Annotated in this window: 19 protein-coding genes; 14 read left to right on the forward strand and 5 right to left on the reverse strand. The window is 55.6% G+C overall.

The annotated features are described in order from the left end of the window. Window positions 1–95 precede the first annotated feature (95 nt). The 4 genes from PQR63_RS21865 to PQR63_RS21880 form a co-directional block, all read right to left on the reverse strand. A complete protein-coding gene (locus tag PQR63_RS21865; RefSeq protein WP_408170111.1) occupies window positions 96–719 on the reverse strand; it encodes a 2-dehydro-3-deoxy-6-phosphogalactonate aldolase in 624 nt (207 codons plus the stop codon). Window positions 720–774: 55 nt separating this feature from the next. Continuing rightward, window positions 775–1,764 carry a 2-dehydro-3-deoxygalactonokinase gene (locus PQR63_RS21870; protein ID WP_408170113.1) on the reverse strand — a complete coding sequence of 330 codons (990 nt, stop codon included), beginning with the start codon at window positions 1,762–1,764 and terminating at the stop codon, window positions 775–777. 13 nt (window positions 1,765–1,777) lie between these two features. Continuing rightward, entirely contained in the window at window positions 1,778–2,728 is a 951-nt protein-coding gene (locus tag PQR63_RS21875) for a 2-hydroxyacid dehydrogenase (protein ID WP_408170115.1), read from the reverse strand. Window positions 2,729–2,813: 85 nt separating this feature from the next. Continuing rightward, on the reverse strand, window positions 2,814–3,281 hold the full coding sequence (locus PQR63_RS21880) for an acyl-CoA thioesterase (RefSeq protein ID WP_408170117.1): 468 nt from the start codon (window positions 3,279–3,281) through the stop codon (window positions 2,814–2,816). A gap of 160 nt (window positions 3,282–3,441) precedes the next feature. On the opposite strand from PQR63_RS21880, the gene PQR63_RS21885 reads away from it, so the two are divergent. The 10 genes from PQR63_RS21885 to coq7 all read left to right on the forward strand — a co-directional run bounded on the left by PQR63_RS21885 (window position 3,442) and on the right by coq7 (window position 14,975). Further along, window positions 3,442–5,301, forward strand: a complete 1,860-nt coding sequence (locus PQR63_RS21885; RefSeq protein WP_408170119.1) for an ABCB family ABC transporter ATP-binding protein/permease — start codon at window positions 3,442–3,444, stop codon at window positions 5,299–5,301. 73 nt (window positions 5,302–5,374) lie between these two features. Continuing rightward, window positions 5,375–6,346, forward strand: a complete 972-nt coding sequence (locus PQR63_RS21890) for a LysR family transcriptional regulator (protein WP_408170121.1) — start codon at window positions 5,375–5,377, stop codon at window positions 6,344–6,346. A 328-nt stretch (window positions 6,347–6,674) separates the two neighbouring features. After that, entirely contained in the window at window positions 6,675–7,973 is a 1,299-nt protein-coding gene (locus PQR63_RS21895) for a Glu/Leu/Phe/Val family dehydrogenase (RefSeq protein WP_408170123.1), read from the forward strand. 562 nt (window positions 7,974–8,535) lie between these two features. Continuing rightward, window positions 8,536–9,450 carry an amino acid ABC transporter substrate-binding protein gene (locus PQR63_RS21900; protein WP_408170125.1) on the forward strand — a complete coding sequence of 305 codons (915 nt, stop codon included), beginning with the start codon at window positions 8,536–8,538 and terminating at the stop codon, window positions 9,448–9,450. 172 nt (window positions 9,451–9,622) lie between these two features. Next, window positions 9,623–10,570, forward strand: a complete 948-nt coding sequence (locus PQR63_RS21905) for an amino acid ABC transporter substrate-binding protein (RefSeq protein ID WP_094562703.1) — start codon at window positions 9,623–9,625, stop codon at window positions 10,568–10,570. Window positions 10,571–10,781: 211 nt separating this feature from the next. Beyond that, window positions 10,782–11,531, forward strand: coding sequence for an amino acid ABC transporter permease (locus PQR63_RS21910; protein WP_408170127.1), 750 nt, complete (start codon window positions 10,782–10,784; stop codon window positions 11,529–11,531). A gap of 3 nt (window positions 11,532–11,534) precedes the next feature. Beyond that, entirely contained in the window at window positions 11,535–12,230 is a 696-nt protein-coding gene (locus PQR63_RS21915; protein ID WP_408170129.1) for an amino acid ABC transporter permease, read from the forward strand. A 72-nt stretch (window positions 12,231–12,302) separates the two neighbouring features. Then, entirely contained in the window at window positions 12,303–13,031 is a 729-nt protein-coding gene (locus PQR63_RS21920) for an amino acid ABC transporter ATP-binding protein (RefSeq protein WP_408170131.1), read from the forward strand. Window positions 13,032–13,259: 228 nt separating this feature from the next. Continuing rightward, window positions 13,260–14,294: a dihydroorotase gene (gene pyrC / locus PQR63_RS21925; protein WP_408170133.1), complete on the forward strand. Its 1,035-nt coding sequence runs from the start codon at window positions 13,260–13,262 to the stop codon at window positions 14,292–14,294. A 54-nt stretch (window positions 14,295–14,348) separates the two neighbouring features. Further along, the gene (gene coq7 / locus PQR63_RS21930; RefSeq protein ID WP_408170135.1) at window positions 14,349–14,975 is read left to right on the forward strand and encodes a 2-polyprenyl-3-methyl-6-methoxy-1,4-benzoquinone monooxygenase; all 627 of its coding nucleotides are present in this window, start codon (window positions 14,349–14,351) and stop codon (window positions 14,973–14,975) included. A 104-nt stretch (window positions 14,976–15,079) separates the two neighbouring features. On the opposite strand, the gene PQR63_RS21935 is transcribed toward coq7, so the two are convergent. Then, on the reverse strand, window positions 15,080–15,535 hold the full coding sequence (locus PQR63_RS21935) for an OsmC family protein (protein WP_094562712.1): 456 nt from the start codon (window positions 15,533–15,535) through the stop codon (window positions 15,080–15,082). Window positions 15,536–16,110: 575 nt separating this feature from the next. On the opposite strand from PQR63_RS21935, the gene rplM reads away from it, so the two are divergent. The 4 genes from rplM (at window position 16,111) to PQR63_RS21955 (ending at window position 18,983) form a co-directional block, all read left to right on the forward strand. Further along, window positions 16,111–16,539 (forward strand): 50S ribosomal protein L13, encoded by a 429-nt coding sequence (gene rplM / locus PQR63_RS21940; RefSeq protein WP_016832801.1) that lies wholly within the window; start codon window positions 16,111–16,113, stop codon window positions 16,537–16,539. 9 nt (window positions 16,540–16,548) lie between these two features. Next, the gene (gene rpsI / locus PQR63_RS21945) at window positions 16,549–16,941 is read left to right on the forward strand and encodes a 30S ribosomal protein S9 (RefSeq protein WP_016832800.1); all 393 of its coding nucleotides are present in this window, start codon (window positions 16,549–16,551) and stop codon (window positions 16,939–16,941) included. A 276-nt stretch (window positions 16,942–17,217) separates the two neighbouring features. After that, entirely contained in the window at window positions 17,218–18,255 is a 1,038-nt protein-coding gene (gene argC / locus PQR63_RS21950; protein WP_408170138.1) for an N-acetyl-gamma-glutamyl-phosphate reductase, read from the forward strand. A gap of 23 nt (window positions 18,256–18,278) precedes the next feature. Beyond that, window positions 18,279–18,983 carry a DUF6776 family protein gene (locus tag PQR63_RS21955; RefSeq protein WP_408170140.1) on the forward strand — a complete coding sequence of 235 codons (705 nt, stop codon included), beginning with the start codon at window positions 18,279–18,281 and terminating at the stop codon, window positions 18,981–18,983. Window positions 18,984–18,991: the final 8 nt, after the last annotated feature.

The raw sequence follows: 18,991 nt of genomic DNA on the forward strand, positions 1-18,991 counted from the left end.
TTTTCAGCTTGAGTATTCTCAGCAGAACAAACAAAAAACGCGACCTTGCCGGTCGCGTTTTTTTATGGCCGTGCAGCCAGTCAGGCTCAATCGAATCAGGCCTGGGTTTGCTTCCACGCGCTGACGAAGGCTTCTGCATTCTGCTTCACCTGTTCTGCGCTCATGCCGGGTTTGTACAACGCAGAACCAAGGCCGAATGCCGATGCGCCGGCTGCAACGAATTCCTTGAGACTGGCAGGTGTGATGCCGCCGACCGGCACCAGCATGACATTGGCCGGAATCACCGCGCGCCAGGCTTTGACCACTAACGGACCGAGCTGCTCAGCGGGGAACATCTTGAGGATGTCCGCACCTGCAGCCAGTGCGGCGAATGCCTCGGTCACCGTCGCCACGCCCGGTGCGCTGGCAAGCCCGGCGGCAGTCGCAGCGCGGATCACTTCGGGATCGCTGTGCGGCATGACGATCAACTGCCCTTCTGCATCCTTGACCTGCAGCACCTGCGCCGGCGACAGCACCGTACCGGCGCCGACCATGCAACTGGCCGGCAGTGCGTTGCGCAGCACGCGAATGCTTTCGAAGGGTTCGGGGGAATTCAGCGGCACTTCGATGATGCGAAAACCCGCGTCATACAAAACCTTGCCGATGCTCTCGACTTCGTCAGGACGGATGCCGCGCAGGATCGCGATCAATCCGCATTGTTTCAGTGCTTCTTTTAACATGGTGTTTCTCCAGTGATGCTGAAACTCGGTTGAACTCGGTTGAACTCAGTTGAGCTTAGCTCAGCAGTCCGGCTTGCAGGGCAATTTTCCACAAGCCGGTTTCGGTGGCTTGCGCCGCGATGTCGATGCCATTCAGATTCAGGCCGTACAGATTCAGGGCGGCCTGATAGCGGGCGCACAGCTTGTCGTCGCCAATCAGGATGATGTGCGGGGAGGGCGCACAGCCGGCAGCTTCCCGCGTGGATTTCAAGGCAGCGATTTCGTGGCCGATCAACAGTCCGGACAGATAATCAGGCTGACTGCGCGGCGACAGTTCGCCTACCAGGCTCAGAGTACGGCTGCTGAAAATATTGGACAGCACACCGGCGCGTCCTTCTTCGGTTTGCGCCACGCGCAAGCCGCGTTCGAAGGCCGCATTATCGGGTTCATCGCCACGTTCCATCGTGCGGCCGAGGATGGTGTGCTGGCTCAGCACGGCATAGACCTCGCCGGTCATGAAGGTATCGAAATGTGTCATGCGCCGCGCTTGTACGCGCACCCATTTCGAATGCGTGCCGGGCAGGCCGATCAGGACTTCGGCATCGCCTTCCAGCGACTCCAGGACGCCGACGACTTGCGTTTCTTCACCGCGGAGGACGTTGGGTAACCCTGTGCGTTGCAGCAAGCCGGGAACGATGTGCAGCACCAGTCCCGCGGCAATCTCGACGCGCGTCAGTTGCTTGCCGACGTCGGCGACTGCCAGCGGCATGTCGACATAGGCGGCTTCGCGCCAGCCTTGTGCACTGCCGACCATGCCGGCGGCGATGACCGGTGTGCCCGGCGCATCGCGTAGCCAATCGCCGCAGGCTTCGTCGAATGCTCTGACGAAGCCTGCGTCGCGGCTGCTATTGTTGTTGCCGTCGCCCACGGTTGTATCAATCGTGGGCAAGTTCATGATGCCCCACGGTAGCCCGCGCTTGTCGAGCACCACGCCGTCGTCGCCGAGGCGATAGGCACGCAGCGACGTTGTGCCCCAGTCGAGCGCGATCAGTCGGGTTGTACTCATTGTGATACGTCTTTTAGCGAGGTACCGGCGTCAGCAGCGGCTTGCCGCTGAAGTGCGCCTGCAGATTCTCGAACGCCAGATCCGCCATGGCGGTGCGTGTGATCACGGTACCGCTGGCCATGTGCGGCGTCAGCGTGACGTTGTCGAGCTTGGCCAATGCTTCCGGCACATTGGGTTCGTTCTCGAACACATCGAGACCGGCGCCGGCAATTTTGCCTTCCTGCAGTGCCTTGATCAGCGCTGTCTCATCGACCACCGAGCCGCGCGCCACGTTGATCAGAAAGCCCTTGGGGCCGAGTGCTTCGAGGATCTCGGCATTGATCAATGCACGTGTGCCTGCGCCGCCCGGCATCGACAGCACGAGGAAGTCGACTTCGGATGCCAGCGTTTTCAGATCGGCCACATAGCGGTAGCTGACGTCACTTTGCGGCGAGCGGTTGTGATACGCAATCGTCATGTCGAAAGCCTCGGCGCGCTTGGCGATGGCTTTACCGATGCGGCCCAGACCGACGATGCCCAGGCGCGAGCCGGTGACCTTGGTGGTCAGTGCATGCGGACCTTTTTTCCATTCGCCGCTGCGGGCGAAACGGTCGGCGTGGACGACCTGGCGCGCGGTGGACAGCAACAGCGTCATGGCGAAATCGGCGACGTCGTCGGTCAGCACATCGGGGGTATTGGTAACTTCGATGCCGCGTTCGCGCGCAGCGACGGCATCGACGCCGTCATAGCCGACACCGAAGACGGAGATGACTTCCAGCGCCGGGAAGCGGGCGATGAAGTCGCGTGTGACCTTGGTTTCGCCTTTGGACGAAATGGCGCGGATGGATGGCGCAATGGCGGCCAGTTGGGCTTCGCTCAGGGTGTTGATGTCATGGCAATTGAAATGCTCATGCAGGCGCTGGCTCAGGTGGGGAGGAAGGCTGGCGGCGATGAGGACGTCGGGACGTGCGGAAGTGGAGGTCATGGGGAATGTCTTAACGGTGGATGAAAAGACAGGTCCGCAGCAGGCAGGCCTGTCCCGGGGAAGTTAGCTTGGCATCAAATCTGCATCAGGCTGCCGACCAGCCACCGCCCAGCTCCTGCAAACCGCTGGTGATCGGAATGCTGTCGCCCGGCGCTAGTGGCGGGAGGGCACGCGGTTGACGGTGTTCATCGGTGGCGACGTAGGTCAGCGTGGCTTCGGTCACCTTGACGATTTCGGTCTGGAGTCGATTGCGTTCGGCGTAGACTTCGACGTTCACGGTGATCGAGGTATTGCCGACTTTGACGATATCGGCGTAAAACGACAGCAAATCGCCGACGAAGACGGGGTGTTTAAACAAGAATGAGTTGACCGCAATGGTGGCGACGCGGCCGTTTGCGCGCTTGGTGGCGGGCAGGGAACCGGCGATATCAACCTGCGCCATGATCCATCCGCCGAAGACGTCGCCATAGACGTTGGCGTCGGCCGGCATCGGCATGACGCGCAACTGCGGCATCTTTCCTACGGGCAGCGAGGTGTTATGCTGGGCTGTCATTGCGTTTCCTTTTAAAAGCGTGAAGTCCATCGGACTCTTATAATGTGGAACAAGCGTGGATATGGCAAAAGACCTAGTTTATAGGACTACCGCATCTCACGCATCCTGCGTCGCACGCACCATAAAACAAAAGCACAAATTTTTTTCATCACTATCTTTCATGCGTCAATACTCGACTTCGTCTCCACCGCCTGCGCGCGACGCTTCTGTTCCTGCTCATAGCGACTGGCAAACGTTAGGCACGCTGTTGCCTTACCTGTGGACCTACAAATGGCGCGTGCTGCTGGCACTGGGCTTCCTGGTCGGCGCCAAGCTGACCAATATCGGCGTGCCGTTGTTGCTAAAACAACTAGTCGACCGCATGACGATCGGGCCGAACAATCCTCAGGCTTTGCTGGTGTTGCCGCTGTCGCTGCTGGTGGCTTACGGCGCCTTGCGACTCGGAACCACCGTCTTTACCGAGTTGCGCGAGTTCGTGTTTGCGAAAGTGACGCAGCGCGCGGTGCGTACGATTGCCTTGCAAGTGTTCCGCCATCTGCATTCGCTGTCGCTGCGCTTTCACCTGAATCGTCAGACCGGCGGCATGACGCGCGACATCGAACGCGGTACGCGCGGCGTATCGACACTCGTGTCGTATGCGTTGTTCAGCATCCTGCCGACGCTGATCGAGATCGGTCTGGTGATGGTCTATCTGGTGCTGCATTACGAGATCTGGTTCACCGTCATTACGGGCGGCGCACTGGTGCTGTACATCATCTTCACGATTACGGTGACGGAGTGGCGCACGCATTTCCGTCGCACGATGAACGATCTCGATTCGCGGGCAAACTCCAAGGCAATCGATTCGCTGCTCAATTACGAGACGGTAAAGTACTTTAGCAATGAAGATTTTGAAGCACGGCGTTACGACGAAGGACTGCAACGTTACGAAACAGCTGCCATCAAATCGCAGTCGTCGTTGTCGTTGCTGAACTCGGGGCAATCGGCAATCATCGCCATCGCTGTGACGCTGATTCTGTGGCGCGCAACCCAGGGCGTGATCAACGGCACAATGACTCTGGGCGATCTGGTGCTGGTGAATGCCTTCATGATCCAGTTGTACATTCCGTTGAATTTCCTCGGTGTGATTTATCGAGAAATCAAGCAGAGCCTGGCCGATATGGAACGTTTGTTTTCGCTGCTGGAGCAGAACAAGGAAATCGCCGATACGGCCAGCGCCAAACCACTCGTGACGGATGGCGCCGCGGTGCGTTTTTCCAATATCAATTTTAGTTACGAGAGCAAGCGTCAGATTTTGTTTGGTGTCGATTTTGAAATTGCTGCCGGTACCACGACGGCGGTGGTTGGTCACAGCGGCTCGGGAAAATCGACCTTGTCGCGGCTGCTGTACCGCTTCTACGATGTTGACGCGGGCAGCATCACCATTGACGGTCAGGATCTGCGCAACGTGACGCAGGCGTCGTTGCGCCAGGCTATCGGCATCGTGCCGCAGGATACGGTGCTGTTCAACGACACCATCGAGTACAACATTGCCTACGGCAAGCCCGGCAGCAGCAAGGAAGAAATTGTTGCCGCCGCCAAGGCAGCCTACGTGCATGATTTCATCGAGTCGCTGCCGGACGGCTATGCGACGACAGTCGGCGAACGTGGTCTGAAATTGTCGGGCGGTGAAAAGCAGCGCGTGGCGATCGCCCGCACTCTGTTGAAAAATCCTGCGGTGCTGATTTTTGATGAGGCCACATCCGCACTTGATTCCAAATCGGAGCAGGCGATTCAGGAGCAGTTGAGCGAGATCGCACAGAACCGCACCACACTGGTCATCGCACATCGGCTGTCGACGATTGTCGATGCACATCAGATTCTGGTACTGGAACACGGTCGTATCATTGAGCGCGGCACGCATACGCAGTTACTGGTTTCAGGCGGTGCGTATGCGCAGATGTGGGCAAGGCAGCAAGCCAAGGATGATGACGAAGATGAAGGTGCGTCAGAGTCATCACCATCGCTGCAACTGGCGTAAGTTAAAACAATACGAAGCAATGTCGCAGTATCGCAATGTCGGCATGATGCTCTCCTGAGGTGGGGTAGGACGAATGGAAACCAAATGGCTTGAAGATTTTATTTCCTTGGCTGAGACGCGCAGTTTCAGTCGCTCGGCCGAATTGCGGCATGTGACGCAACCGGCTTTTTCACGGCGTATCCAGTCGCTGGAAGCATGGCTGGGCTCCGATCTGATTGACCGTACTTCGTACCCGACGCGACTGACTGCCGCAGGCGAAGTGTTCTACGAGCAGGCGGTGGAGATGCTCGGCCAGATCAACAATACGCGGGCCATGTTGCGCGGCAAGCGGCCGGCCCAGCAGACCACGGTCGATTTTGCGGTGCCGCATACCTTGTCGCTGACCTATTTTCCCAAATGGCTGAGTTCTCTGGAATCGGGGTTCGGTGCGCTCAATACGCGTCTGATTGCGCTCAATGTTCATGACGCCGTGATGACCATCGTCGAAGGCGGCTGCGATTTGCTGTTGTGCTATCACCATCCGCGCCAGCCGGTGCAACTGGATTCCAGCCGTTACGACATGCTGACGATGGGGCATGAAAGCGTGCGTCCCTATTCGCGTTGTGATCGCAGCGGCAAGCCGGACTACGTGCTTCCCGGAACATCCAAGTCGCCATTGCCTTTCCTGTCCTATACGCCTAACGCCTATCTGGGGCGCATGGTTGAACTGATCATGAGCGACGCCAAAAAGCCGCTGCATCTGGAAAAGCACTACGAGACCGACATGTCCGAAAGTCTCAAGATGATGGCGCTGGAAGGTCATGGCGTGGCTTTCCTGCCGGAGTCTTCGGTGACGCGTGAAGTGCGCAACAAGCAGTTGGCGCGCGCCGATGGCGCTCACGGCGAGTGGGAAGTCGAGATGGAGATCCGGCTTTATCGTGAACGGCCGACACCGCAGCGCAGCGGAAAAGTGGTGGTGGCGCGCTTGTGGGATTACCTTCAGGAACTGGAAGAGAACCGTAAGAATGCAGCTGCGCGGGCAAAAAAGCCGCCGAAAGGCACGTAGTACAAGGCCTGTTTGCAGGTTATGCATGGATTGCATAGTTGCATGCGCACAAAGCATTAGCGTTGGTGCATTGCATTGCCCTACGATGGCGTCGCTGTCGATGGCGTGCCCTGGAGTCTGGTTTGCACGGTTTTCCTGTGCAGAGATGTCCACACGCCTGGCGAGGCTTTCTCCTCGCCGGTGGCTGAAAAATTAAGCAATATCGCGCGACAACTCCGACTCCGGAAGGAGTAGGATGACGTAACCCTGAGTTTCGCGGTTTGATTAATTTTGCAGCAGCGTCGGCCAGCATGGCTAAAGCGTGGCAACATCAAGGAGCGATTGCATCATGTCGAACGAACCCGTCAAGCAGCACGAAGTCCCTTCCTACCTTACTCCGCATGGCATCGGCCCATGGGGTGATTATCTCGAACAAATCGACCGCGTTACCCCTTATCTGGGCTCGCTGGCGCGCTGGGTGGAAACCCTGAAGCGCCCGAAGCGTATGCTGATCGTGGACGTTCCTATCGAACGCGACGACGGCACCATCGCCCACTTCGAAGGCTATCGCGTGCAGCACAATACGTCGCGTGGTCCCGGCAAGGGTGGTGTGCGTTTTCACCAGGATGTGACACTGTCTGAAGTGATGGCGCTGTCGGCCTGGATGACGGTCAAGAACGCGGCAGTGAACGTGCCATACGGCGGTGCCAAAGGCGGTATCCGTGTTGATCCGAAAACGTTGTCGCGCGGCGAACTGCAGCGCATGACACGTCGCTACACCAGCGAAATCGGCATCATCATCGGACCGAACAAAGATATCCCCGCACCAGACGTCAATACCGATTCGCAGATCATGGCGTGGATGATGGATACCTATTCCATGAACCAAGGCAGCACGTCATCGGGCGTTGTGACCGGCAAGCCGATCTCGCTCGGCGGTAGTCTGGGTCGTCATGAAGCGACGGGCCGCGGTGTATTTGTGGTCGGTTGCGAAGCTGCTGCAAAGCGCAATCTTGATATCAAAGAGGCGCGCATTGCAGTGCAAGGTTTTGGTAACGTTGGCGGTATCGCTGCACGTTTGTTTGCAGAGGCCGGCGCCAAGGTCGTTGCTGTGCAAGATCACATTACGACGGTGGTACGCGCTAGCGGTCTCGATGTGCCTGCACTGCAAGCCTATGTTACGCAACATGGCAGCGTTCAAGGTTTTCCGGGCGGTGACGAAGTCAAAGACCGCGCCCAGTTTTGGGCGACCGATTGCGACATTCTGGTGCCTGCTGCACTCGAACAGCAAATCACGGTCAACAACGCGCCATCGATTCGCGCCAAGATCATTCTGGAAGGCGCTAACGGCCCGACCTCTCCGGCGGCCGACGACATCCTGACTGAAAAGGGTGTGCTGATCGTGCCTGACGTGATTGCCAATGCCGGCGGCGTGACCGTCAGTTACTTTGAATGGGTGCAGGATTTTTCGAGCTTCTTCTGGACTGAAGACGAAATCAATCTGCGCCTCACGCGCATCATGCGTGAAGCATTCGCAGCGGTTTGGCAACTGGCTGAAGATAAGAAGGTAACACTGCGTACCGCTGCATTCATCGTGGCATGTACTCGTGTGTTGCAAGCGCGTGAAATGCGCGGTCTCTATCCTTGATGCAGTCGGCAGTCGGCAGTCTGCAACTGGCAAGTAAAAATAAGTAGCTAAGTAGTTGAAGTAAGCAGTCGCAACAAGCGTCGACAGAGAAGATAAAAAATTAACATTCTCTGTCGACGAAAATAGAAAGAATAAATGACGGTATGCAGGCGTGCCTGCATCGGTCTGACGAAAAATGCGAAAAGCGCGCTTGCGTTTTCATCGCATTTTTTGCGCATGCCGTGACCGTTTGATTTGTGCGTAAGGAGGAGACGTCTACGCCCAACATTCGAAACATGCCGATGACGGTGTCGTCGGCGCGAGCACCTTTGCGTTTGCTGCAAAGCGGTCTGCGCACCCATTGCGCGGAGGCTTTTGCAATGTCTATCGAAAGCGGCAAAAACATTCCTTTTGAAAATCGTTACGTGCACGCAATCGCGTTGTGGCATGCGTCCTGTCGGGCCTCAACTGCACGATAAGGCCGCGAATTACGCTGTTGATTGCAGGATTGCTTACTTGGTTTTCTGGCATGATACTTGCTCATTAAACTTCTCCGGTCGTAAGGCCGGCATGCGAGTCGTCAATGGCAAACAGATCGATCAGGCAAGTATTGCGTTGTTGGGCTGTCATCGCTTGGAGTTTCGGTGTCAGCATGTCGTCGCAGGCACATGCGGAAGGAACGCTTGAGAAAATAAAGCGTACCAACACGTTTGTCATTGCCTATTTGAACGGAACGATGCCGTTTGCGTTTTTGAATGACGACAAGCAGGTGACAGGTTATACGATTGATCTGTGTCGGAAAATTGCGGAAGGAATTCGAAAGGATTTCAAATTGCCGCAGTTGCAGGTGCAGTTCATGGAAGTGGATACGGTGACGCGTTTTATCGCACTTGATCAGGGCAAGGCGGATCTGGAGTGCAGCACGTCGACGAACAATGCTGAGCGCCGGAAGATTGCAACCTTTACCGTGCCGCATTTTTTTGCTTCAGTGCGCATGTTGGTGAAGGCCAGCTCGGGAATTCGCAACTGGGAAGACCTGCGTGGCAAGACCGTAGTGGTGCCACGTAATACACCGATGGTGAAGCAGATTGATGAGCGCAGCAATATCCGCTCTCTCGGCATCAAGATCGTGGAGGTGGCTTATAACGAAGAGGCCTTCAACAGTCTCGAGAAGGGCATGGCGGATGCCTTCGTGATGGAAGACGTGTTGTTGCGCAGGTATCTGTTGTCGGTGCCGCATCCTGAGCGTTACGCAGTTGTCGGCGATTCGCTCTCGCTGGAACCCTACGGCATCATGTTGCATAAGGGGGATCCGGAGTTCAAGCGGTACGTGGATTTGCAGATGGTGAAGATTATTCGGTCCGGGGATATTTTCAAGATTTATGATCGCTGGTTCACCAAACCGATCAGCGACACGATCCCCGCGATGGGCATGCCGATGGGGTATCTGCTGCGCGATACGTTGCGCTACCCGACGGACAAGGTTGCTGATGAGTGAATTTGGCGGAATTTCGGCATGAAATCATGTTTTTTGAGCCGCATCCTGCAGTGCAGGAAGGTTTTTCAAAACTAAGGTAATTTAAAGGCAAAATAGCCTCTTTTCAGGAATGAAGACTATTTTTGAAGAATGGCTTTTGGTACACTACGTAAAAATTTTTCCAGGAGGTCACATGAAGTTATTAAAGCTAGCAGGGGTATTGGTTGGGGCAAGTGTATTGATGGGCTCGGTTCACGCTGAAGAGTTCACCGGTCGTCTGAAGAAGATCAAAGAAACCGGCACGCTGACACTGGGTGTGCGCGACGCATCGATCCCGTTTTCCTACCTCGATGACAAGCAATCGTATCAAGGTTATTCGATCGACCTGTGCCTGAAGGCGGCAACAGCGATCCAGAAGAAGCTAGGCCTGACTTCGCTGAACGTGAAGATGGTTCCTGTGACTTCGGCAACCCGTATTCCACTGATCGCCAACGGCACAACCGACATCTCTTGCGATTCGGCTACCAACAACATGGAACGTCAAAAGCAAGTTGCTTTCGCCGTCACCGAGTTCGTTACAGCTAACCGCTTCCTGACAAAGAAGGCCGCTAACCTGAAGACTCTGGACGACCTGAAGGGCAAGACCATCGTGTCGACCTCCGGTACTTCCAACCTGAAGCAAATCACTACGCTGAACACTGAGCGCAACCTGGGTATGAACATCCTGGCCGCCAAGGACCACGCCGAAGCTTTCCTGATGGTTGAAACCGGCCGTGCAGTCGCGTTCGTGATGGACGATATTCTGTTGTCTTCGCTGGCTGCCAACTCCAAGGCGCCTGGCGACTACGTCGTTTCCAGCGAAGCGCTGTCGGTTGAGCCATATGGCCTGATCCTGCCATTGGGCGACACAGCCTTCAAGAAGGTGGTCGACGATGCGATGATCAACGTCTACAAGGGCGACGACATCAAGAAGATCTATGCCAAGTGGTTCCAATCGCCTATCCCACCGAAGGGCGTCAACCTGAACGTGCCGATGAGCCCGCAACTGCAAGCTGTTTTTGCCAAGCCTACCGATTCCGGCGAACCATCTGCTTACGCAGCTGTGCCAGAAGCGCAAAAGCAATCTTCGAAGAAGAAATAAGGCAAAAACGCAGCATTTGATTGCTGTGTAGCATGAAAAACGAAACGGGGGAGTTGTCCCCCGTTTTGTTTAAGTTGGCGAAGAAAGCAAGACCTGCTCAGAACAGCCGTTTTTTACCTTCATGTAAAACCGGCGCAGGCCGCCTGGGAATGTCGTGGCAATGCGGCATTCTTGATCGCAAACGAGTCGAGACGAGAAGACGAGGGCATCTATGCATTACAACTGGAACTGGGGCATATTCTGGGAGCAGTCTCCCGATGGCATCCCCTACATCGATACATTACTGATCGGCCTGAAATGGACCATCGCCACGGCCGTACTGGCCTGGATCATGGCACTGGTTCTCGGCACGATCGTCGGTACTATCCGTACCACTCAGAAACCATGGGCCGTTCGCATCGCCAACGGCTACGTTGAGCTGTTCCGCAATATTCCGCTGCTGGTCCAGATGTTTCTCTGGTACTTCGTGATGCCGGAAGTGGTGCCTGCCGCCTTGGGCGACTGGCTCAAGAGTCTGCCGCAAGCATCGTTTGTTACAGCGTTCCTGGCGTTGGGATTCTTTACTTCCTCACGCGTCGCAGTGCAAGTCAGCACCGGTATCAACGCCTTGCCGCGCGGTCAGCGCATGGCCGGCGCCGCATTGGGTCTGACGCCCGTACAGACGTATCGTTACGTGCTGCTGCCAATGGCATTCCGCATCATCATCCCGGCATTGACCAACGAGTTCGCAGCGATCATCAAGAACAGTTCGGTGGCGTTGACCATCGGTCTGGTGGAGCTGACGGCGGCAACGTACTCGATGCGCGAATTCACATTTCAGACGTTTGAATCGCTGACCGGGGCCACTGTCATTTACATCATCATTTCCGTTATTGCGCTGCTGATGGCGCGCATTCTGGAGAAAGTTACCGCCGTGCCAGGCTACATCACGACCGGCAGCTCCAGTACGGGAGGACATTAAACTATGTTTTCTAATTTCGACTTCGATATTATTCAGCGTTCGTGGTTCTACCTGATCACGACCGGCCTCAAGTTCACGCTGGTGCTGACGGTGTCGGCAATGGTTGGCGGCGTTATCATCGGTACCTTGCTGGCGATGATGCGTTTGTCCAGTAACAAGCCGCTGGCGTTCGCTGCGACGACCTATGTCAATCTGATCCGTTCGGTGCCGCTGGTGCTGGTGATTTTCTGGTTCTATTTCCTGGTGCCGTTCATCGGCGCCTGGATAATCGGCGCCAGCGAACCAATCCAGGTCGGCGCGTTTCAGTCGGCGCTGATTACCTTCATCTTGTTTGAAGCTGCGTACTACTGTGAAATCATGCGTTCGGGTATTCAGTCGATTCCGCGCGGCCAGGTCTTTGCCGGCTACGCAATCGGCATGAACTACTGGCAAATGATGGGTAACGTGGTGTTGCCGCAGGCTTTCCGCAACGTGACGCCGATTCTGCTGACGCAGACTATCGTGCTGTTTCAGGACGTTTCGCTCGTCTACGTGCTGGGCTCGGTGCCAGACTTCGTGACGAGTGCGTCCAAGATCGCCCAGCGCGACGGTCGTCTGGTGGAAATGTACATGTTCGTCGCCGTGGTCTACTTTGTGCTCAGTTTTGCGCTGTCGCAATTTGTGAAGCGCTTCCAGCACAAGATCGCCATCATTCGCTAACCGACACAGGCCGGCCAGCACCTATCAGATGAGTGGCCGGCTGATACCGTATTCAGGAATTAGGAGAAATAAATGATTGAACTCAATAACGTCAGCAAGTGGTACGGCAGCTTCCAGGTTCTGACCGATTGCACCACCAGCGTCGCCAAGGGCGATGTGGTTGTGGTCTGCGGTCCTTCGGGTTCGGGCAAGTCGACGCTGATCAAGACCGTCAACGGCCTGGAGCCGTTCCAAAAGGGCGATATCACCGTCGACGGTGTGTCGGTCGGCAATCCAAAGACCAATCTGTCGAAGCTGCGCGCGCGCATCGGCATGGTGTTTCAGAACTTTGAACTGTTTCCGCATCTGTCGATTCGCGAAAACCTGACCATCGGGCAAGTTAAGGTGCTGGGGCGCAGTGTTTCAGAAGCGACTGAAAAGGGGCTGAAGTATCTGGACCGCGTCGGCCTGATCGCGCAAAAAGACAAGTTCCCGGGTCAATTGTCAGGTGGTCAGCAACAGCGTGTGGCGATTGCCCGCGCGCTGTCGATGGACCCGATCGCGATGCTGTTCGATGAACCGACATCGGCGCTTGATCCGGAAATGATCAATGAAGTGCTGGACGTTATGGTTGGCCTGGCGCAAGAAGGCATGACCATGATGGTCGTGACTCACGAAATGGGCTTTGCGCGCAAGGTTGCCAACCGTGTGATCTTCATGGACAAGGGTTTGATCGTGGAAGATTGCAAGAAGGACGACTTCTTCGGTTCGCCACGTTCGGAACGCGCTCGCGACTTCCTGGCCAAGATCATCACGCACTAAGACGCCGATGCTGCCGCATCCGAAGCGGGTTTTCTGCGCTTCGATCCGGCAAATTCAGTCGTTCAACAAAAACCGCCCGGCGCATGCCGCGGCGGTTTTTGTTTTTTAAGGCCTATGTTTGAGGGTAGGGATTTGACGTGCCGCAATTCGGAGGCGGCGGCCCTTGCGGTAAAATAGCGGGATTGCGTGCACTTGGCACGAGCATTAATTCAGAGGAAGAGAAGAGCGATGAGCGACGTAGTGACCATTACCCGTCCGGACGACTGGCATTTGCATTTGCGCGACGGCGCGACCCTGGCAAGCGTATTGCCGCATACCGCTCATCAATTCGCGCGCGCGATCATCATGCCGAACCTGAAACCGCCGGTCACCACGACCGAGCAGGCGAGTGCCTACCGCGACCGCATTCTGGCCGCGCTGCCTGCCGGCGTGAAGTTCGAGCCGCTGATGGTGCTCTACCTCACCGACAAGACGCCACCGGAAGAAATCCGCAAGGCCAAGGCGAGCGGTTTCGTGAAGGCGGTCAAGCTGTATCCGGCCGGCGCCACTACCAATTCCGATGCAGGCGTGACAGACCTTCGCAACTGCTACAAGACGCTGGAAGTCTTGCAGGAACTCGGCATGCCTTTCCTGGTGCACGGTGAAGTCACCGATCCGGCGATCGACATTTTCGATCGCGAAGCTGTTTTTATCGATCGCGTCATGACGCCATTGCGCAAGGATATGCCTGAGTTGAAGGTCGTCTTCGAACATATCACCACCAAGGATGCCGCTGACTATGTCATGGCTTCTGAGGGACCTACAGCGGCGACGATTACCGCACATCACTTGCTGTACAACCGCAATGAAATTTTCAAAGGCGGTATCCGTCCTCACTATTACTGCCTGCCGGTTCTGAAGCGCGAGACACATCGCCAGGCGTTGGTCGCCGCGGCAATTTCGGGCAGCGACAAGTTCTTCCTCGGTACGGATTCTGCGCCGCACGCCAAGGGTTTGAAAGAGCATGCCTGCGGTTGCGCAGGTTGCTACACTGCGCTGCACGCATTGGAGTTGTATGTGCAAGCCTTCGATCAGGCGGGTGCGTTGGACAAGCTCGAAGCTTTTGCCAGCTTCAACGGCCCTGCCTTCTACAATCTGCCGCGCAATGAAGGAACCGTAACCTTGCGCCGCGAGAACTGGACCATTCCGGCGGAACTGCCGATGGGCGATGCAACGGTTGTCCCGCTGAATGGCGGTGAGACAATCAGCTGGAAAATGGCCTGAACGGCACCGCTGTTCTTGTCTGCGCAGGATTAATTTTTACTGGGATCTGTATCCATGCAATTCGTTGACCAACTGATTACTGATCTGGACAAGGCCTTGCGCGTGGTCAGCGGCGTGGTGGCTTCATCACGTCCGAATCCTGCGGCCCAGATCGGCGACTCGGCCATGAGCGATGCAGAAAAACTGCACAGTGCAGGTCTGATGCGGGTCAATCATGTCGGGGAAGTGTGCGCGCAAGCTTTGTATGATGCGCAAGGTCGCTTTGCTCAGGCGCAGGCACTGAAGCAGCAGTTTGCGCATGCAGGTATCGAAGAGGAAGACCATCTGGCCTGGACTGCCGAACGCCTGCGTGAGCTCGGTTCGCACACCAGTCTGCTCAATCCCTTGTGGTACGTGGGCTCGTATGTGCTCGGTACGATCGCTGCACGTGTCGGCGATGCACGCAATCTTGGCTTCGTCGCCGAGACCGAGCGTCAGGTCGAGCTGCATCTCATCAGTCATCTGGAAAAGCTGCCGCCGCAAGACGCCAAATCACGCGCCATCGTCGATCAGATGCGCAAGGACGAAGTGGAGCATGGTAAGGCCGCAAAGGCTTTGGGGGCGGCTGAGATGCCGGCGCCAATTCGCGGTGTCATGAAAATAATGTCCAAGGTCATGACAACGGTGGCTTACCGCATATAAAAAAACAGGGCGCGAAGCCCTGTTTTGTTTTGAGTCCGTCATTTCGCTCATTGCTGCAATTGCATAGATTGCACAATTGCAGCAAAAGGCGAGGGCGCAGGCAGTTATTGCTGTGCCTGAACCTGTACTTCATCGCTCAGATCATCCACGATCTCAAACGAGTGTGTCATTTCAGCAGTTTTTTCCAGCATGATCGAGGCCGAGCAATATTTGTCGTGCGACAACTTGATGGCGCGTTCGACAACATTAGGCTTCAGATTGCGGCCGCGTACCGTGAAGTGGAAATGGATCTTGGTAAAGACTTTGGGATCCTGTTCCGCGCGTTCCGACTTCAGTGTCACTTCGCAGCCGCGAATATCCTGGCCACTTTTGCGCAAAATCACCACCACGTCATAAGCCGTGCAGCCGCCGGTGCCGAGCAATACCACTTCCATCGGGCGCGGTGCCAGGTTGCGACCGCCGCCATCCGGGGCGCCATCCATCGCCACTACGTGGCCTGAGCCGGTTTCAGCCAAGAAGGTCATGCCGGAAAGGCCGGTCCAGCGTACTGTGCATTCCATGTGCGTTCTCGCAGGGTAATTAGAGGGAGGCGGCTATTGTAGCTTTTTCGGGAAATGTGGTTTGCATCTCATGGATGCGAGACATAGTGAAATAGGCAAAAAAATGCATATTGCAAAGCAGCAAAATACTTACTTTTCCTTAATTTTTAAATACTCTATATAGGGGAAATTAAATCTTGCGCTGCACAATTCCGTTTGCTATATTGAATTCACTGATTGAGGTTTTCGACGCAATCAAACCGAGTCTCCTCCACCCTCCTCCTTTGGTGTGGATTTAAACCCGAAACCCTCGTTTCGGGTTTTTTTTGTCCGAAGCCGATTGGTTCCGCGTATCCATCCTCATAGGCAAATGTACCGAAATGCCCACGACGCGCGGCTAAGCCAACAAAGGGTTTGACGCTAAGTCATTGAAAAGGCTATAATTCTCGGCTTTCCGTGCGCTCTGGAAAGACAACAAGGAAGAGTCTGCGTTGGTATGACGAATACGAAGCATCGCGAAGCATAGGATCAGCATCGTTTCGGTAGTCGCAGAACCGCCAAATTGAGCGTTTATTTATTTACATTAGGAAGTCATCATGAAAACCTTTTCCGCTAAAGCCCACGAGGTAAAGCGCGAGTGGTTGGTGATTGACGCGACGGACAAAGTCCTCGGACGTGTTGCCAGCGAAGTGGCACTCCGACTGCGCGGCAAGCACAAGCCAGAATTTACTCCGCACGTTGACACCGGCGATTTCATCGTTGTTATCAATGCAGGCAAACTGCGTGTCACTGGCACCAAAGCAACTGAAAAGACGTACTACCGTCACAGCGGCTATCCAGGCGGCATCTACGAAACCAATTTCCTGAAAATGCAACAGCGTTTTCCAGGTCGCGCGCTGGAAAAAGCGGTCAAGGGCATGCTGCCTAAGGGCCCGCTCGGCTACGCGATGATCAAGAAGCTGAAGGTTTATGCAGATGGCAACCATCCGCACGCTGCTCAGCAACCTAAAGCACTCGAACTCTAAGGAATAGACATGATCGGTAACTACAATTACGGAACCGGCCGTCGCAAGAGTGCAGTGGCGCGTGTTTTCATCAAGTCCGGCTCGGGCAAGATCGTCGTCAACGGCAAGCCAGCGAATGAATACTTTTCGCGCGAAACCGGTCTGATGGTGATTCGTCAACCTCTGGAACTGACCAGCAATGTCGAGCGTTTTGACATCATGGTCAACGTCCACGGCGGTGGTGAATCCGGCCAGGCTGGTGCTGTTCGTCACGGCATCACCCGCGCTCTGATCGACTACGATGCAACACTGAAGCCAGAACTGTCCAAGGCAGGTTTTGTTACACGTGATGCTCGTGAAGTTGAACGTAAAAAGGTTGGTCTGCGCAAAGCACGTCGCGCAAAGCAATTCTCGAAGCGTTAATCACGACGCGTGCTTTTTCAGCACACCGAAAAGCCGCCAGCGACAAGCTTGGCGGCTTTTTGCATTTTTTGGGCTGGTTTTATGCATATCGATGGGCGCGATCTGGCGTCGCGGTTCATTTTCAGTGGTTTGCCGGCTCGGAATTCATTTCAGTATCGAAGTCATTTTTCGGCCTTATTCGCGCTTTGAATCGGTGCCGTTTCGGGTAATCTGACAGAAATATTCTCCTGTTAAAATAAAACGCTCTCGGGCACGCTCTTTCAGCAAGGAAAAAACATGATCAAGGTAGGTATCGTCGGCGGCACAGGATACACAGGCGTAGAGTTGCTGCGTATATTCGCCATGCATCCGCAAGTGCAACTGCAGGCAGTGACATCACGTAAAGAAGATGGCATGCCGGTTGCCGAAATGTACCCGTCGCTGCGCGGTCGCGTCGATATCGCTTTTTCCTCGCCTGATAATGCCAAACTGACCGAGTGCGACGTCGTTTTCTTTGCCACGCCGCACGGTGTTGCGATGGCGCAGGCGCCGGAACTGCTGGCGGCCGGCGTCAAGGTCATCGATCTGGCGGCGGATTTCCGTCTGCAGGACATCGCCGCGTTCGAGAAGTGGTACAAGATGCCGCACAGCTGCCCTGAGTTGCTGAAAGAAGCTGCTTACGGCTTGCCGGAGCTCAATCGCGAAAACATCAAGAAGGCACGCCTCATCGGCAATCCCGGTTGCTATCCGACCACCATGCAACTCGGTTATGCGCCGCTGTTGAAGGCCGGCGTGATCGATGCGTCGCATCTCATCGCCGACTGCAAATCGGGTGTCTCGGGAGCCGGTCGCAAGGCCGAAATCGCGACCCTGTTCTCGGAAGCATCGGACAACTTCAAAGCCTATGGCGTGTCGGGCCATCGCCATTCGCCGGAAACCCTTGAGCAGTTGGGCAAGCTGACCGACGACAAAGTCGGCCTGCTGTTCACGCCGCATCTGGTGCCGATGATTCGCGGCATGCATTCCACACTGTATGCGCGCCTGGCCAAAGATATCGACAATGCTGCATTGCAGGCTTTGTTCGAAGATGCTTACAAGGACGAGCCGTTCGTTGATGTCATGCCATTCGGTTCGCATCCGGAAACACGTACCACGCGTGCTTCCAACATGCTGCGCATCGCCTTGCATCGCCCGGATAATGGCGACACGGTGGTCGTACTGGTGGTGCAGGACAACCTGGTCAAGGGAGCATCCGGTCAGGCGGTGCAATGTATGAACCTGATGTTCGGACTGGAAGAAACCACCGGTCTGATGCATGTCCCAGTATTACCGTGAAATATAAATTATGGGTTCGGCGCATGTCGATTTCTGCGCCGAAGATGACCATCAAGCGCCACATGCCGTGGCCGCTGCGTGCGCTGATCCTGGTGATCGTGATCGCGGTCGGCGGGGCGATGGCGATGTGGGCTTACGATCTGGGGCGCAATAATTTCTCGGGTTTGAATCCGGATGGCATGCGCGATCATGTGGAGGCGTTGTCGGAGCAAGTGAAAAAGCTCAATGCCGAGCGCGATCAATTCTCGACGACGGCGAATGCGGCAGAAAGTCAGCTCAATATCGAGCGTTCAGCGCAGGCGCAACTGGCCGGACAAATCAAGACACTGGAGGCGGAAAATGCTAAGCTGAAAGAAGATCTCTCATTCTTCCAAAGCTTGCTCCCGACCAACGTTGGCGCCGACGGCGTCACCATCCAGCGTTTGAAAGCCGAGATTGTTGCACCGAACCAGGTGCGCTACCAGTTACTCGCCATTCAGGGCGAAAAAGGGCGGCAGTTCGTCGGTAATTTGCAGTTCAGCGTAACAGTGTTGCAGGGCGGCAAAAGTGTTATTATCAACTTCCCCGAGCAAAACGCCACGGATCTCGCGCGCTACAAGCTCGCATTCAAGTACTATCAACGGGTTGACGGAGTCTTAACGCTTCCCGAAGGTGCAACCATCAAGGCGATTCAGGCTCGCGTTCTCGAAAGAGGCCAGATGCGAGCTCAGCAATCCGTGAATTTGTGAGGTGAATC

Source organism: Herbaspirillum rhizosphaerae, from assembly GCF_046025915.1.
GTDB lineage: Bacteria > Pseudomonadota > Gammaproteobacteria > Burkholderiales > Burkholderiaceae_D > Herbaspirillum > Herbaspirillum rhizosphaerae_A.

What these genes read in the sequence shown, in the direction of transcription:
- PQR63_RS21865 (WP_408170111.1), bottom strand. Translation starts at nt 719, where the DNA reads ATGTTAAAAGAAGCACTGAAACAATGCGGATTGATCGCGATCCTGCGC.
- PQR63_RS21870 (WP_408170113.1), bottom strand. Translation starts at nt 1,764, where the DNA reads ATGAGTACAACCCGACTGATCGCGCTCGACTGGGGCACAACGTCGCTG.
- PQR63_RS21875 (WP_408170115.1), bottom strand. Translation starts at nt 2,728, where the DNA reads ATGACCTCCACTTCCGCACGTCCCGACGTCCTCATCGCCGCCAGCCTT.
- PQR63_RS21880 (WP_408170117.1), bottom strand. Translation starts at nt 3,281, where the DNA reads ATGACAGCCCAGCATAACACCTCGCTGCCCGTAGGAAAGATGCCGCAG.
- PQR63_RS21885 (WP_408170119.1), top strand. Translation starts at nt 3,442, where the DNA reads ATGCGTCAATACTCGACTTCGTCTCCACCGCCTGCGCGCGACGCTTCT.
- PQR63_RS21890 (WP_408170121.1), top strand. Translation starts at nt 5,375, where the DNA reads ATGGAAACCAAATGGCTTGAAGATTTTATTTCCTTGGCTGAGACGCGC.
- PQR63_RS21895 (WP_408170123.1), top strand. Translation starts at nt 6,675, where the DNA reads ATGTCGAACGAACCCGTCAAGCAGCACGAAGTCCCTTCCTACCTTACT.
- PQR63_RS21900 (WP_408170125.1), top strand. Translation starts at nt 8,536, where the DNA reads ATGGCAAACAGATCGATCAGGCAAGTATTGCGTTGTTGGGCTGTCATC.
- PQR63_RS21905 (WP_094562703.1), top strand. Translation starts at nt 9,623, where the DNA reads ATGAAGTTATTAAAGCTAGCAGGGGTATTGGTTGGGGCAAGTGTATTG.
- PQR63_RS21910 (WP_408170127.1), top strand. Translation starts at nt 10,782, where the DNA reads ATGCATTACAACTGGAACTGGGGCATATTCTGGGAGCAGTCTCCCGAT.
- PQR63_RS21915 (WP_408170129.1), top strand. Translation starts at nt 11,535, where the DNA reads ATGTTTTCTAATTTCGACTTCGATATTATTCAGCGTTCGTGGTTCTAC.
- PQR63_RS21920 (WP_408170131.1), top strand. Translation starts at nt 12,303, where the DNA reads ATGATTGAACTCAATAACGTCAGCAAGTGGTACGGCAGCTTCCAGGTT.
- pyrC (WP_408170133.1), top strand. Translation starts at nt 13,260, where the DNA reads ATGAGCGACGTAGTGACCATTACCCGTCCGGACGACTGGCATTTGCAT.
- coq7 (WP_408170135.1), top strand. Translation starts at nt 14,349, where the DNA reads ATGCAATTCGTTGACCAACTGATTACTGATCTGGACAAGGCCTTGCGC.
- PQR63_RS21935 (WP_094562712.1), bottom strand. Translation starts at nt 15,535, where the DNA reads ATGGAATGCACAGTACGCTGGACCGGCCTTTCCGGCATGACCTTCTTG.
- rplM (WP_016832801.1), top strand. Translation starts at nt 16,111, where the DNA reads ATGAAAACCTTTTCCGCTAAAGCCCACGAGGTAAAGCGCGAGTGGTTG.
- rpsI (WP_016832800.1), top strand. Translation starts at nt 16,549, where the DNA reads ATGATCGGTAACTACAATTACGGAACCGGCCGTCGCAAGAGTGCAGTG.
- argC (WP_408170138.1), top strand. Translation starts at nt 17,218, where the DNA reads ATGATCAAGGTAGGTATCGTCGGCGGCACAGGATACACAGGCGTAGAG.
- PQR63_RS21955 (WP_408170140.1), top strand. Translation starts at nt 18,279, where the DNA reads ATGTCGATTTCTGCGCCGAAGATGACCATCAAGCGCCACATGCCGTGG.